The sequence below is a fragment of the Kitasatospora sp. NPDC048545 genome, from assembly GCF_040651155.1.
Lineage (GTDB): Bacteria > Actinomycetota > Actinomycetes > Streptomycetales > Streptomycetaceae > Kitasatospora.
Genome location: NZ_JBEZIQ010000004.1, coordinates 170,047 through 184,029, shown reverse-complemented (window position 1 = coordinate 184,029; position 13,983 = coordinate 170,047). Strand labels below are relative to the sequence as shown.

The following is a 13,983-nucleotide window of genomic DNA, read 5'->3' as shown; positions in this document are numbered from 1 at the left end:
GGGCGGCGGGGGAGCGAGTTTCGGAAGGGGACCGGACGGCGCTCCCGGCTCACGGGGGAACAAGCCGGGAGCGCCGGGTCCGAGGCGGCCGGAAGCTTTCGTTCCGGCAGCTGAGGAGAACCTAAGTCCTGGTGACGTCGCAGGTCAAGGCACTTGTTGAAGGTTCACCGACGGTGCCCGGTGCGATCCGGCCGGTCACCCCGTCGACCCGGGTCGCGGCGTACGGGCGGCTCGGGTCGACGGCGAAATGCGCGGATTCGGCCCGGGCCCAGCCCGCCCAGAACGCGGCCAGATCCGGACCGTCCCGCTCCTCGCCGCGCCGCCGGGCCGCGGCGGCGTCCAGCTCCATCCAGACCACCCGGGCCAGCCACGGCCGCACCGCCCGCCGGCCCGCGCCGACGCCCTCGACCAGCACCACCGGGGCGACCGGCACCCCGGCCGTGCCCGCGAAGCGGCGCAGCGTCCAGTCGTACACCCGGTACGCCGCGTCCCGGCCGGCCGCCAGCGGCTCCAGCACCTGCTCGCGCAGCCGCCCGGTCCACTCGAAGGGCTCGTCGTGGGTCGCCAGGTCGTCCAGGTGGACTACCGGGGCCCCGCCGAGCGCCGCCGCCAGCCGTCCGGCGAAGGTCGTCTTGCCGGAGCCCGCGTGCCCGTCCACGGCGACCAGCCGCACCGGCCCGCAGGACGGCGGCAGCGCGCGCAGCTCCGCCGCGAGGGTGTCCAGCGCGTCACCGGGAGTGCACCGAGCATGGGTGGGGAGGGTTCCGGAAGCAGCCACATCGTCAACCCTACGGTGCCGTATCCCACCACTGCGGACAGTTCATCTGTGCAGGTCGTGACGGCAGCGCGGGTTTCGGGCATACTCGCTTCGCCACGACTGTGAACGGCCGTTCACCGCAACCCGGTGCCGGTCGGTCCGACCTGCCCCACCCGCGCCGGACCCGCCAACACCTCGGCCCGGCGCCCGATCGAGGAGGCGACCACCGCCATGACCCCCTCCCCTGTGAAAGCCGTGGAGCGCCAGCTGCCCACCGCCGAGGCCCGTGAGCTGCTGAGCCTCACCCGGGACCTGGTCCAGCGTGAGCTGCAGCCTCGCGCGGCGGAGGACGAGGCCGCCGGTCGCTTCCCACGGGAGGTCTTCCGCACCCTCGGTGAGGCCGGCCTGCTCTCGCTCCCGTACGACGAGAAGTACGGCGGCGGCGACCAGCCCTACGAGGTGTACCTGCAGGTGCTGGAGGAGCTCGCGGGCGGTTGGCTGGCCGTCGGCCTCGGCGTCAGCGTGCACACCCTGTCCTGCCACGCGCTGGCCGCCTTCGGCACCGACGCGCAGCGGGACGAGTGGCTGCCCGGCATGCTCTCCGGCGAGCAGCTCGGCGCCTACTGCCTCTCCGAGCCGCAGTCCGGCTCGGACGCGGCCGCCATGCGCACCCGCGCCGACCTCGACGGCGAGGCGTACGTGGTGAACGGCACCAAGGCGTGGATCACCCACGGTGGGCAGGCCGACTTCTACAGCGCCCTGGTGCGCACCGGCGGCGAGGGTGCCAAGGGCATCAGCTGTCTGCTGGTCCCCGGCACCCAGCAGGGCCTGTCCGCGGCCCCGCCGGAGCACAAGATGGGCATGCGCTCCTCGCCGACCGCCCAGCTGCACTTCGACGGCGCCCGGGTCCCCCGCGAGCGGCTGATAGGCGCCGAGGGCCAGGGCTTCCAGATCGCCCTCGCCGCGCTGGACTCCGGCCGTCTCGGCATCGCGGCCTGCGCGATAGGCGTCGCCCAGGCCGCGCTCGACCTCGCGGTCGACTACGCGTGCACCCGGCGCCAGTTCGGCCGTCCGATCGCGGAGTTCCAGGGCCTGTCCTTCATGCTCGCCGACATGGCCACCCAGATCGAGGCCGGCCGCGCGCTCTACCTGTCCGCCGCGCGGCTGAAGGACGCGGGCCTTCCGTTCTCCAAGGAGGCGGCGATGGCCAAGCTGTTCTGCACCGACGCGGTGATGCGGGTGACCACCGACGCCGTCCAGGTGCTCGGCGGCTACGGCTACACCCAGGACTTCCCGGCCGAGCGCTACATGCGCGAGGCGAAGGTGCTGCAGATCGTCGAGGGCACCAACCAGATCCAGCGCCTGGTGATCGGCCGCCACCTCACGAAGGGCTGACGCCCGACGAAGGCCCGGGACCCGGCGACGGGCCGGGGCCTCCCCCCCAACGGCCTCCGGCCGTCACTCCAGGGTGCGGAGTGACGGCCGGAGGCGTTCCTGTCGGGGCGTCAACTCGCCTGCACGGTAAGGCGGGTCAGCGCCGTACGAGCCGGCGGCGCTGCTCCGGGATCGAGCGGAGCGCGGCGAGGGTCGGGGCCGAGGGGGCGGCGGGCCCGGCCGGGTCGACCGCGGCGATCCGCACCGGGCAGTGCGCCACCGCGTGCGAGAACGGCTGGGTGCGCCAGTCCAGCCCGTTCGGGAGCTGGAACAGCGCGTCGAACCCGGCCGGTTCGGCGTCCTCCGGCGCCTCCACCTCCGCCAGGTCGTCGGTGGGCGTGCCCGAGCCCGGGCAGACCGCGGGGGCGAAGGGGTTCCAGGCGGTCGGCAGCAGGGCGTGCTGCGGGAGCCGCTCCTCGTCCGCCACCAGCGCGATCGGACGGCTGCACTCGGGGCAGTGGACCCGGAAGATGTCCCAGGTCTCGGCCTCGCCGGGGTCGGTGCCCGGCGCGTGGTCGACCGCGAGGTCGTCGCGGCCGGTCGTATCGTCGGTCTCGTCGGCGCCCAGCACGCGCTGGTCAGTAGCAGGCATGAGGATCCCCCTAGGATCGGGCCCGGCGTGGTCGTCCAGGGCCACAACCAGCACTTCCCTGTGATCCGGACTCATAATCCTGCGGTGTTGTGCACCGTGATGCACCGGGTGTGTCCTTGGCCACATCGCGTGCCACATTCACCCGGCACGTGCCCGCTTGACACCTGCGATCCCTCCGCGTGCCACCTCGTGCGCCCCCCGTGCTCCCGACCGGGTAGGTTTGCGGACTGTGGAGGATCTCGACCAACGCATTGTCCAGCTGCTCCTGGAGGACGGCCGGATGAGCTACACGGACCTGGGCAAGGCCACCGGCCTGTCCACCTCGGCGGTGCACCAGCGCGTGCGCCGCCTCGAACAGCGCGGGGTGATCCGCGGCTACACCGCGATCATCGACCCCGACTCCGTCGACCTGGCGCTGACCGCGTTCATCTCGGTCAAGCCGTTCGACCCGAGCGCCCCGGACGACACCCCGGAACGCCTGGCCGGCCTGCCCGAGATCGAGGCCTGCCACAGCGTCGCCGGCGACGAGAACTACATCCTCAAGGTCCGGGTCGGCGCCCCCGGCGACCTGGAGGACCTGCTCGCCCGCATCCGCAGCGCCGCCGGCGTCTCCACCCGCACCACCGTCGTCCTCTCCACCCCGTACGAGGCGCGACCCCCGAAGCTCTGACACCGATGGGCCGGGGTGCAGACTTGGCGTCATGACCGAGAGCACCCTCCCTCCTCGCCCGTCCTCGGGTAGGAGGGGTCCACGAACCGTCCTGCTGCGCGGCGGCGCCGTCTACAGCCCCGCCGACCCCTTCGCCACCGCGATGCTCGTGGAGGGCGAGCACGTCGCCTGGGTCGGCAGCGACGGCGCCGCCGAGGCGTACGCCGCGACCGCCGACGAGATCGTCGAGCTGGACGGCGCCCTGGTCACCCCCGCCTTCGTGGACGCCCACGTGCACGCCACCGCCGCCGGTCTGGCGCTCACCGGTCTCGACCTCACCGGCAGCCCCTCGCTGGCCGCCGCCCTGGCGGCCGTCACCGCCTTCGTCGAGGAGCGGGCCGAGCCCGACGGGGTGCTGATCGGCCACGGCTGGGACGAGAGCGGCTGGCCCGAGGGCCGCCCGCCGACGCTCGCCGAACTCGACCTCGCCGCCAAGGGCGCCGCGCTCTACCTTTCCCGCACCGACGTGCACTCCGCGCTCGCCACCACCGCGCTGCGCACCCTCACCGAGGGCCTCGCCGAGCGGCCCGGGTACCACCCGGAGGGCCCGCTCGCCAAGGACGCCCACCACGCCGTCCGGCAGGCCGCGCTCGACCGGCTCACCCCTGGGCAGCGCCGCCGCGCCCAGCGCGCCACCCTGGACCGCGCCGCCGAACTCGGCATCGGCGCCCTGCACGAGTGCGCCGGACCGGAGATCTCCTCCGAGCAGGACCTGGCCGCGCTGCTGGCCCTGGCGGCCGACGGCGACGGGCCCGAAGTCTTCGGCTACTGGGGCGAGTTGGGCGGAGTCGAGACGGCCCGCCGGCTCGGCGCGGTGGGCGCGGGCGGCGACCTCTTCGTGGACGGCGCGTTCGGCTCCCGGACGGCCTGCCTGCACGTTCCGTACGCCGACGCCGAGCACACCGGGACCGCCTACCTGAGCGCCGAGCAGGTCGCCGACCACGTCGCCGCCTGCACCGAGGCCGGGCTGCAGGCCGGCTTCCACGCGATCGGCGACGCGGCCGTGGCGGCGGTCGTCGAGGGTGTCCGGGCGGCCGGCGAGCGGGTCGGAGCGGGCCGGGTCAAGGCACTGCGCCACCGCGTCGAGCACGCCGAGGCACTGGACGACACGTCCGTCGCCGCGTTCGCCGAACTCGGCCTCACCGCCTCCGTCCAACCCGCCTTCGACGCCGCCTGGGGCGGTCCGGAGGGCATGTACGTCCAGCGCCTGGGCGCCGAGCGGGCCGCCGCCCTGAACCCGTTCGCGGCCCTGCTGCGCTCCGGCGTCCCACTGGCCTTCGGCTCGGACGCCCCGGTCACCCCGCTCGACCCCTGGGGCACCGTCCGGGCGGCGGCGTTCCACCGGACCCCGGAGCACCGGATCTCGGTGCGCGCCGCCTTCACCGCGCACACCCGCGGGGGCTGGCGCGCGATCGGCCGCGACCAGGACGGCGTCCTGGTGCCCGGGGCGGTCGCCAGCTACGCGATCTGGGCCGCCGGTGACCTGGTCGTCCAGGCCCCCGACTCCCGGGTGGCGGGCTGGTCCACCGACCCGCGCTCCGGCACCCCCGGCCTGCCCGACCTCACCCCGGGCCACCCGCTGCCGACCTGCCTGCGCACGGTCGTCCGCGGCCGCACGGTCCACCGGGCCCAGGGTTCCGCGTAGCGGCGGAAATGCGGGTGAAGTGCCGGGCCGCCGGCCCGTAGGTTGACCGGCATGACGACCCACCCGCTGGTACCCGCCGACTTCGACGTCCCGCGTGAGCTGCTCGCCCCGGAGTTCCGCCTGGAGCCCCTGGGCGAGCAGCACAACGCCTCCGACCACGCCGCCTGGACCGGCAGCATCGAGCACATCCGCGCCACCCCGGGCTTCGTCGGCCGGAACTGGCCGCCCGTCGACGGGATGCCTCCGGAGCGGAACCTCGACGACCTGCGCCGGCACGCCGCCGACTTCGCCGCGCGGACCGGCTTCACCTACACCGTCCTGGCCCCGGACCGGGACGAGGTGATCGGCTGCGTCTACATCTACCCCGACCGCGAGGACCCGGCCGTGGTCGCCGTCAGCTCCTGGGTCCGGGCCGACCATGCCGGGCTGGACGCCCCGCTGTACCGCGCCGTCTCCGGCTGGCTCGCCGAGCACTGGCCGCTGGGCCCGGTCCGCTACGCCGAGCGCTGATCGGGGGCCGGCCGGGCCGGGGCGGGCCGGGCCGAGCGGGGACGAACGGGCCCCGGCCGGCCGTAGCACCCTCACCTCACGTCCCACCGACGTTCCGGGGTACCTTCTTCGCACAGCGTCCGAACAGCAAGCCCCAGGAAGATGGTGCGCCGGTGGCCATTCCCGTCACCCAGGAGCGGTCCGGGACCGCGCCCGAGCCCCAGGAACCGGCACCCCGGCCGGGCCGCGCCGTCCGTGCCGTCGCCAAGGTCCGGGCCGGGCTGTCCCGGACCGGCCTGGCGGCGCTGGCCGGCCTGCTGCTCGCCCTCGCCTTCCCGCCCTACGACCTGTGGCCGCTGTCGCTGCTCGGCGTCGCCGCGCTCTCGCTGCTCACCCGGGGCCGCACCTTCCGCCAGGGCCTGTGGACGGGCTTCGCCTTCGGCCTGCCGTTCTTCCTGATGCTGCTCAGCTGGCTGCGGGTGGTCGGCTGGGACGCCACGGTCGGCCTGTCCGTCGTCGAGGGGCTGTTCCTGGCGCTCCTCGGCGGCGCGCTGGCCGTGACCTCCCGGCTGCCCGGCTGGCCGCTCTGGACGGCCTGCCTGTGGATCACCCAGGAATGGGCCCGGGACCGGCTGCCGCTCGGCGGCTTCCCCTGGGGCCGGCTCGCCTTCGCCAACACCGCCACCCCGTACACCCCGCTCGCCGCGCTCGGGGGCGCGCCCCTGGTGACCTTCGCGGTCGCCCTCTCCGGCGCCCTGCTCGCCTGGGCCGTGCTGCGCCTGCGCGGTCCGGGCAGGGCCCCGAAGGCCGCCGCGCTGGCGGCGCTCGGCGCGGTGGCCGCACTGCTCGCCGGCTACGTCGTGCCGGTGCCGACCGCCGCGGCCGACACGGTGAAGGTCGCCATCGTCCAGGGCAACGTGCCCAACCCGGGCATGGACTTCCTGGGCCGCCCGATGATGGTCCTCAACAACCACGCCTCGGCGACCGAGCGGCTGGCCGCCGACATCGAGGCCGGCAAGGTCGAGCGCCCCGACGTGGTGATCTGGCCGGAGAACTCCTCCGACCTCGACCCGTTCAGCGACCCGCTGGCCCGGCAGCGCATCGACGAGGCCGTGCGGGCGGTGGGCGTGCCGACCCTGGTCGGCACCCTGGTGGACGGCCCGGACGCGCAGCACGTCCAGAACGAGGGCATCGTCTGGAGCCCGCAGACCGGTCCCGGCGCCTCCTACACCAAGCAGCACCCCGTGCCGTTCGGCGAGTACGTGCCCTTCCGCGCCCAGCTGATGAAGGTGATCACCCGCCTCCAGCGGGTCGCCCGGGACTTCTACCCCGGTGACCACAACGGCGTGATGCAGCTAGGCCCGGCCCGGATCGGCGACGTCATCTGCTTCGAGGTGGCGTACGACGAGATCGTCCGCGACACCGTGGACAGCGGCGCCCGCGTCATGGTGGTCCAGACCAACAACGCGACCTACGCCAAGACCGGCCAGCCCGAGCAGCAGCTCGCGATGAGCCGGCTGCGGGCCGTCGAGCACGGTCGGGCGGTGCTGATCGCGGCCACCAGCGGCATCAGCGCGGTGATCTCCCCGGACGGCACCGTCCAGCAGCGCACCGAGGAGCTGACCGCGGCCGAGCTGTCGGCGACCGTCCCGCTGCGCGACGGCACCACGGTGGCCGACGAGGTCGGCGCCGCCCCGGAGTGGACCCTGGCGATCGGCGGCCTGCTGGCCTTCGGCGCCGCGGTGCTGGTCGGACGCCGTCGGAAGGCGTCCGCCGGAACACCGGCCGGGCAGGATTCGTTGGACCAGGTGGTGCCGTAGCCGGCCCGGACCTCCCGTGCGGCGCGCAGAGCACCGCTTGGAGTGGATCCGTACCGTGACGCAGCAAGCAACCCCGACCCGTCCGGCCCCGCGCGGCAGGCTCCGCCGGGTGCTGCCGCTGCTGATCACCGCGTGGGTGGTGCTGGAGATCTGGCTGCTGGTCCAGGTCGGTACCTGGCTGGGCGGCCTCACCGTCCTGCTGCTGCTCGTCGTGGGCGCCGTGATCGGCGGCTCGCTGGTCAAGCGGGCCGGGCTGAAGGCGCTGTCGGCGGCGATCGAGCAGGGCAGGAACCCGCAGTCCCAGCAGCCGCAGACCGGCACCAGCATGACGGTGCTGGCCGGCGTGCTGCTGATCGTCCCCGGCTTCCTGTCGGACCTGCTGGCCCTGACCCTGCTGTTCCCACCGACCCGGGCGCTGTGGCGGATGGCCGGGCGCCGGCTCGCCGACAAGGCGCTGCGCAGCACCGCGGGTGTCGGCGCCGACCCGCTGGCGGACGCGATGCGGCTGCAGGAGCAGCTGCGCATCCACCGTCCGGACGGCAAGGTGATCCAGGGCGAGGTGGTCGATCCCGAGGCCGGCCCGGCCGGCCCGCAGGGCCCGGACACCACCTATCGTCCGCCGATCACCGGCTGAGTCGGTTCCCGGTCCCGGTGCGGCCGCGGCCCCGCCGGGCCGCGGCCGCCGCGCGGGCGAGGAGCGGATCACGGGCGGGAAGCGGGACGACAACGGGCGGGAAGCAGGACGACCAAGGGCAGAAAGCGGGACGGCCAACGCGAAAGGGACCCTGGAAACCAGGGTCCCTTTTCGCGTCCTCCCGCCCAGGGGCGGGAGCGAGGTCAGGCGCTCTTGCGGGTGTCCCGCGGGTGCACCGCGAGGTTCATCCCGCCGGAGCGGAGCACGGCCAGCCGTTCGGCCAGCACCTCCTCCAACTCCTCGCGCGTACGGCGCTCCATCAGCATGTCCCAATGGGTGCGCGTCGGCTTGGTCTTCTTCTCCTCCGGCTCGTCACCGTCGAGAAGTGCCGCCTCCTGGCCACAGAAGCGGCATTCCCAGGCGGAGGGGATCTCCGCCTCGACCGAGAAAGGAACCTCGAATCGGTGTCCGTTCTGACATGCGTACTCGACGGTCTGGCGGGGAGCCAGATCGATACCACGGTCGGTCTCGTAGCTAGTGGCCCCGAGTCGCGTGCCGCGGAGAGCTCGCTCGCTCATGAATCGTGCCTCCCGGGCTTATGGCCCACAGGACTAGTGGTCGCTGTTCTTCGTCGTTCGGTCAACGCTCGGCTTCCGACGAAGATTCCCGTCCGGGGACATGCGTCGTCTGTAGTGCCGCCCCTGTTTGTACCCACCTGCGCCCGATTTGTCACATCTGGCCGGTGATATCACCCCAGGTGTCACCTATTTCACATCTGGTGATCGGGCGGACTTTCTGTGACGAGCGTACCGGGGCGGGTTCCGACAGCGTTCGCCGACCCCGACCCGGGGCCGTGCCCGGTCAGGAGATCGGGCGCGAGCGGATCATCGGCTCGTCCTTGGCCAGGTCGACCGGGCGGGCCCGCGGGGCCGGCTCGACCGGCGCGACCAGCGGCGGGCGCTCCGGGCGGGGCGGTACGCCGGCGGCCGCCTCGGTGCGGGTGTCGCGGTGCGGCAGCAGGGCGATGACCGCGTCCCGCAGCTGGGCCGGGGCCTCGTCGTCCAGCGGGTCGACGGTGGCGGGCACCTGCAGCCGGACCGGAGTGCCGTTGCCGATCCGAGCGTAGCCCCGGCCGACCGGGGCGTGTGCGGCGGGCACGATGTCCAGCGGCGCGCCGAGCGCGGCACGGCCCTCGTCCGGGCCGGCCGGGCCGAGCACCACGCGGGCCCGGGTGGTGGAGCGGACGGTCGGGGTGATCCGGTCCCGGGCCTCCAGGTCGTCGGCGATCACCACGGTGACCCGGGCGGCCCGGCCGTGCCGCAGCGGGAGTTCCAGCAGGTCCTGCGGGTCGGGGCGGCCCTCGGCCTGGGCGAGCTCGCTGAGCTCGGTCGGGTGGTCCAGCAGCAGCCACAGCGGCCGGGTGGCGTCCTCGGGCGGTGCGGAGCCGGCGTGCCGGGCGGCGTTCAGCGCGGTGAGCCGGCGGTCGGTCTCCTTGGCGGCCCACTCCAGCGCGGCCAGCGCGCCGTGCAGGCTGGTCTCCACGGTGTGCACGCCGGGCCGGTTCACCAGGCAGGCGTGCTCGCCGGTGCCCGCGCCGTCGACCACCACCAGGTCGGCGTACGGGAGGGCCTGCAGTGCGATCGAGCGGAGCAGGCTGGACGTGCCGTAGCCGGTGACGCCGAGCGCCAGCAGGTGCGGTTCGGAGGAGCGCGGGCCGGTGCGCCAGACCACCGGCGGCTGCTGGACGGGCGTGCCGCCCCGGCCGACCGGGATGGTCCGGGCGGTGCCGTCCTCGTCGGTGAAGCCCAGCACGATCTCGCCGGGGGCGGCCACGAAGCGCTGGGCGACGATGTCGGTGGGCAGCGGGGCGAGTGCGGAGATCCGCAGCCGGTTGGACTCCTCGTCCCAGTCGAAGCGGTACTCCCGGGCCCGGCCGGCCTTGCCCTGGACGACCTGCTCGATCCGGGCCCGGGCGGCCGGTTCGGTGTCGGTGAAGTAGGCCGGGTAGCCGAGCTCCAGTCGGGAGAGCCGGCCCTCGCCGTCGAACTCCCAGGAGTCGAAGACCTTCTTGTAGTCGCCCTCGAAGCGGTACATCGGGTTGGCGTCCTCGGGGCCGCACAGGTACGGCGTGAGGGCGGCGTAGAGGGCGCCGAGCTTGACGTCGGCGACGTCCGGCGCGGGCGGGGTGGGCGGCGCCTTGGGGGACCTTCCGGCCCAGGCCGCGCTGGCCATCAGGGCGATCAGGGCGAACAGCAGGCCGTGCGGCAGCAGGTAGATGCCGACCAGCATCGCGGCGGTGAGGAAGACCGTCGGGCCGCGGCGCTCCCTGGGCGTGGCCTGCCAGCGGTCCTTGGCCCAGGCGACGTGGTGGCGCATGCCGCGGCCGATGACGGAGAGCGGGGCGAACATGTCGGAGGCGTGGTCGCCGGCGGTCCGGGCGAACTCGCGGCCCTTGCTGAGGTGGCGGTGGAGCGGCATTCCTTGACTCCCCGGGCGAGTGGGACGGGTGGGGTGCGGGGGTGGGGCTGGAGCTGGGGTGGGGCTGGGGTACGACGGGGCCCGGGGGCGGTGGGATCCGCGCCCGGGCCGGTACGGGGGAGTGGCGGCGGCCAGGTCCTAGAACCTGATGCCGCTGAGCAGGCTCGCCAGGCTGGCGCCGCCCGCGGTGATGCTGGGGGCGATCGACGAGCCGGCGATGTAGAAGCCGAAGAGGGCGCAGACGATGGCGTGGGAGACCTTTAGTCCGTCCCTGCGGAAGAAGAGAAAGGCGATGGTGCCGAACAGAACGATGCCGGAAATCGAGAGGATCACGATCCGCTCCTCGGGAGGGGGACAAGCGGGGGTGTTACGGAAAGTGCACTAATCGTGACAAAAAGTAATAGATGATGGAACGGGGCAAATGGGTGGTTCTGCCGTTCATTGCCGTTCCGGTAGCCGGACGGCGGTATGCGAACCGGCAGGGGTGGGGGCCGGTCGCCGTGGGGATTCGGTGTGCCGAGGCATTCCCGGGGGGTGGGCGGTAGGTTTCCGAGGGGTGCCGGAAGTTCGCTCGAATGGCTGCGCGACCCGCGCCGCCCCGTGTCGTGGCGGGCCAGGGCCGTCATCCGGATCACGGACACGGCTGGCCCGCTCGGGCGGCGGCCGCTACCGTGCCCTGGGCGCAGCCCCGAGACCGCCCGACGTCCCGACCGGAAAGGCCGCCCGCCATGACCGACGCCGCCAGCCAGCAGCCCGCCGACGCCCCCGATGCCGAGGTGATCGCGCTGGCCGGGAAGCTCTTCGACGCCGCCCGTGCCGGGGAGACCGACACCCTGGCCGCCTACCTGGACGCCGGTGCCCCGGCCGACCTCACCAACGACCGCGGTGACACCCTCGTCATGCTCGCCGCTTACCACGGCCACGCCGCCACCGTGGAGGTGCTGCTCCGGCACGGCGCCGATCCGAACCTCGCCAACGACCGCGGCCAGACCCCGCTGGCCGGCGCCGTCTTCAAGGGTGCCGAGGACGTGCTCGACGCCCTGCTGGCGGGCGGCGCCGACCCGCAGGCCGGCACCCCGAACGCCCTCGACACCGCCCGGATGTTCGGCAAGGAGGACCTGGTCGCCCGGTTCGAGGTCCGCTGACCGGAGATCGTAGGCTTTTCAACCATGGACACCACGGCCACCAAGGACACCGGCACCGTCGACCTCCGCATCACCGGCTACGCGCACCCCGACGCCCAGGCCCTCTCGGCCGAGGTGCAGCAGGAGTACGTCCGCCGCTACGGCGACCCCGACTTCACCGAGATGCACCCCGAGCACTTCGAGGCGCCGGCCGGCCTGTTCCTGATCGCCTACCTGGACGGCCGCCCGGTCGCCTGCGGCGGGTGGCGGGCCAAGCAGGCCGGTCCGGACGGGCTGCGCGACGGCGACGCCGAGCTGAAGCGGATGTTCGTGGTCCCGGACGCCCGCGGCCGCGGCCTGGCCCGGGCGGTGCTGCGTCGCCTGGAGCGGACCGCGGTCGAGGCCGGGCGCACCCGGTTCGTCCTGGAAACCGGCACCGAGCAGCCGGAGGCCATCGCGCTGTACGAGTCCGAGGGCTACGCCGCGATCCGCAAGTTCGGCTTCTACAAGGACCACCCGCTGAGCGTCTGCCTCGGCAAGGAGCTCGACGCGGCGGTCTGAGCGGACGCCCCGCCGGGTAGGCTCCCGTCGCCCTGACGACCGGCCCTGGGGGACGGATGAGCCACCGAGCACCCGGAGCCGACCGGCTCCCCGCCCTGGCCGCCCCCGGCGGCGCGCTGGACCGGCTGGTCGGCACGGGCGTGCGCACCGTCGGGGCGGGCGCCGTCTGGGCCGTCGGCGACGCCTCGGGCACGCTCGGCGGCGGCAGCCACGGGGCGCTCGGCCGGGGCCCGTACGCGCGGCTCGTGCCCGGCCCCGACACGCTGTACGACCTGGCCAGCCTCACCAAGATCGTCGCGCTCTGGCCCTGCGCCGGGGCGCTGTGGCGGTCCGGACGGCTGCCGCTGGACGAGCCGCTCGGCCGCTGGTGGCCGCCGGCCGCGGGCCGGCCCGCCGGCGCGGTGACCGCCCGGCAGCTGCTCACCCACACGGCCGGGATGCTCCCGTACACCCGCTTCGAACAGCTCTACGGGCGTGGGCCCGCGGCGATCCGGGCCGGCGTGGTCGCGGCGCCGCTGCACCGCCCGCCCGGCACGGCCGTCGAGTACACCAACCGCGCCGCCGTGCTGCTCACCCACCTGGTCGAGGACCTCGGCGGTGCCCCGCTGGACGCGCTCGCCGCGCGCTGGGCCTGGCACCCGCTCGGCATGGCCGACACCCGGTACGGGCCGCTCGACGCCGCGCTCCTCGACCGCACGGCGCCCACCGAGTACGACGAGCGGACCGGCGCCCACCTGCGCGGTGTCGTCCACGACCCCTCCGCCCGGCTGCTCGGCGGCGTCTCCGGCAACGCCGGGGCCTTCTCCACCGCCCGCGACCTCGCCCGCTTCCTCACCGCGCTGCTCGACCCGCCGGCCGGGCTCGCCTGGGGCGGGGCGTGGACCGAGGAGTCGCTGCGCGAGCAGACCGGCGGACTGCGGCCCGCCCGCGGCCTCTCCTGGCTGCACGCTCCCGGCACCGAGCCGGCCGAGGGCACCTTCGTCCACTACGGCTTCACCGGTACCGGGTTCTGGGTCTCCCGGAGGCTCGGCCGCTGGGCGCTGCTGCTCACCAACAAGGTGCACCACGACCGGGTCACCCAGCCGCTGACCGACCTGCGCAACGCCTACCGGGGCGCGGTGTTCGGCTGAGGGGCGGACGGCACTCGTTCGGGTGATCGCGTGCGGGCCGCCGTTTGCCGGGCGGTGATCGCGGCAGAGTGTCCACGAGGACGGCACCCGGCGGAGGAGGCGCGATGACGGACACCTGGCCACTCTCGGAGGAGGAGTGGCTCGCCCGCCTGGTGCGCGCCTACGTCGGCTGCAGCGTGCTGCTCACCGACACGGCCGGCAGGGTCCTCCTACTGAAGGCCGGTTACCGCGACCAGTGGCAGTTCCCCGGCGGCGGGATGGACCCGGGGGAGGGGCCCGCCGAGTGCGCGGCGCGCGAACTGCTGGAGGAGACGGGCCTGGTGGCGGGCGGTCTGAGGCTGCTCGTCGTGGAGTGGCGGGACGTGATCCCCGATCAGGGCGAACACGCCCACCCCGCCGTGCAGTTCATGTTCGACGGCGGGACGGTCGAGGAGGGCGCGACAATCCGGCTGCAGGCCGAGGAGATCGCCGACCACGGCTGGTTCACCCCCGCGCAGGCGGCCGCCCTGCTGCACCCCTGCGCGGCGCGCCGCCTCACCGGGGCCCTGGAGGCCCGGCGGACGGGCGCCGCCGCGCTGCTGCATTCGGCGGGGTACGTGGGGTGACGGAC

General features: G+C 74.4%; 15 protein-coding genes. 10 read left to right on the top strand and 5 right to left on the bottom strand.

Going from position 1 to position 13,983, the window contains the following annotated elements:
- Positions 1–121: 121 nt before the first annotated feature.
- Positions 122–724: a hypothetical protein gene (locus AB0D10_RS06390; protein WP_360252453.1), complete on the bottom strand. Its 603-nt coding sequence runs from the start codon at positions 722–724 to the stop codon at positions 122–124.
- Between the two features lie 264 nt (positions 725–988).
- On the opposite strand from AB0D10_RS06390, the gene AB0D10_RS06385 reads away from it, so the two are divergent.
- Complete coding sequence (locus AB0D10_RS06385) at positions 989–2,152, top strand: acyl-CoA dehydrogenase family protein (RefSeq protein ID WP_360252199.1); 1,164 nt, start codon at positions 989–991, stop codon at positions 2,150–2,152.
- Positions 2,153–2,288: 136 nt separating this feature from the next.
- Here the strand turns inward: AB0D10_RS06385 and AB0D10_RS06380 are convergent, their stop codons facing one another.
- Entirely contained in the window at positions 2,289–2,783 is a 495-nt protein-coding gene (locus AB0D10_RS06380) for a hypothetical protein (protein WP_360252196.1), read from the bottom strand.
- A gap of 229 nt (positions 2,784–3,012) precedes the next feature.
- Here AB0D10_RS06380 and AB0D10_RS06375 point away from each other — a divergent pair, with 229 nt between their 5' ends.
- From AB0D10_RS06375 to fxsA, 5 genes are all read left to right on the top strand, one after another.
- Complete coding sequence (locus tag AB0D10_RS06375) at positions 3,013–3,453, top strand: Lrp/AsnC family transcriptional regulator (RefSeq protein ID WP_030243361.1); 441 nt, start codon at positions 3,013–3,015, stop codon at positions 3,451–3,453.
- A 31-nt stretch (positions 3,454–3,484) separates the two neighbouring features.
- Positions 3,485–5,137, top strand: coding sequence for an amidohydrolase family protein (locus AB0D10_RS06370; RefSeq protein ID WP_360252193.1), 1,653 nt, complete (start codon positions 3,485–3,487; stop codon positions 5,135–5,137).
- A 51-nt stretch (positions 5,138–5,188) separates the two neighbouring features.
- Positions 5,189–5,647 carry an N-acetyltransferase gene (locus tag AB0D10_RS06365; RefSeq protein WP_360252190.1) on the top strand — a complete coding sequence of 153 codons (459 nt, stop codon included), beginning with the start codon at positions 5,189–5,191 and terminating at the stop codon, positions 5,645–5,647.
- A gap of 152 nt (positions 5,648–5,799) precedes the next feature.
- Complete coding sequence (lnt, locus tag AB0D10_RS06360; protein ID WP_360252187.1) at positions 5,800–7,446, top strand: apolipoprotein N-acyltransferase; 1,647 nt, start codon at positions 5,800–5,802, stop codon at positions 7,444–7,446.
- A gap of 55 nt (positions 7,447–7,501) precedes the next feature.
- Positions 7,502–8,080: an FxsA family membrane protein gene (fxsA, locus tag AB0D10_RS06355; RefSeq protein ID WP_360252184.1), complete on the top strand. Its 579-nt coding sequence runs from the start codon at positions 7,502–7,504 to the stop codon at positions 8,078–8,080.
- 203 nt (positions 8,081–8,283) lie between these two features.
- Here the strand turns inward: fxsA and AB0D10_RS06350 are convergent, their stop codons facing one another.
- The 3 genes from AB0D10_RS06350 to AB0D10_RS06340 form a co-directional block, all read right to left on the bottom strand.
- Positions 8,284–8,658, bottom strand: coding sequence for an RNA polymerase-binding protein RbpA (locus AB0D10_RS06350; protein WP_360252181.1), 375 nt, complete (start codon positions 8,656–8,658; stop codon positions 8,284–8,286).
- A 283-nt stretch (positions 8,659–8,941) separates the two neighbouring features.
- Complete coding sequence (locus AB0D10_RS06345) at positions 8,942–10,558, bottom strand: hypothetical protein (protein ID WP_360252178.1); 1,617 nt, start codon at positions 10,556–10,558, stop codon at positions 8,942–8,944.
- Positions 10,559–10,696: 138 nt separating this feature from the next.
- The gene (locus tag AB0D10_RS06340; protein ID WP_049660046.1) at positions 10,697–10,891 is read right to left on the bottom strand and encodes a hypothetical protein; all 195 of its coding nucleotides are present in this window, start codon (positions 10,889–10,891) and stop codon (positions 10,697–10,699) included.
- A 395-nt stretch (positions 10,892–11,286) separates the two neighbouring features.
- Here AB0D10_RS06340 and AB0D10_RS06335 point away from each other — a divergent pair, with 395 nt between their 5' ends.
- From AB0D10_RS06335 to AB0D10_RS06320, 4 genes are all read left to right on the top strand, one after another.
- Complete coding sequence (locus tag AB0D10_RS06335; RefSeq protein ID WP_360252174.1) at positions 11,287–11,703, top strand: ankyrin repeat domain-containing protein; 417 nt, start codon at positions 11,287–11,289, stop codon at positions 11,701–11,703.
- Positions 11,704–11,727: 24 nt separating this feature from the next.
- Positions 11,728–12,243 (top strand): GNAT family N-acetyltransferase, encoded by a 516-nt coding sequence (locus tag AB0D10_RS06330; RefSeq protein WP_360252171.1) that lies wholly within the window; start codon positions 11,728–11,730, stop codon positions 12,241–12,243.
- Positions 12,244–12,299: 56 nt separating this feature from the next.
- Positions 12,300–13,373, top strand: coding sequence for a serine hydrolase domain-containing protein (locus tag AB0D10_RS06325; RefSeq protein ID WP_360252168.1), 1,074 nt, complete (start codon positions 12,300–12,302; stop codon positions 13,371–13,373).
- A 104-nt stretch (positions 13,374–13,477) separates the two neighbouring features.
- Entirely contained in the window at positions 13,478–13,978 is a 501-nt protein-coding gene (locus AB0D10_RS06320) for an NUDIX hydrolase (protein WP_360252165.1), read from the top strand.
- Positions 13,979–13,983: the final 5 nt, after the last annotated feature.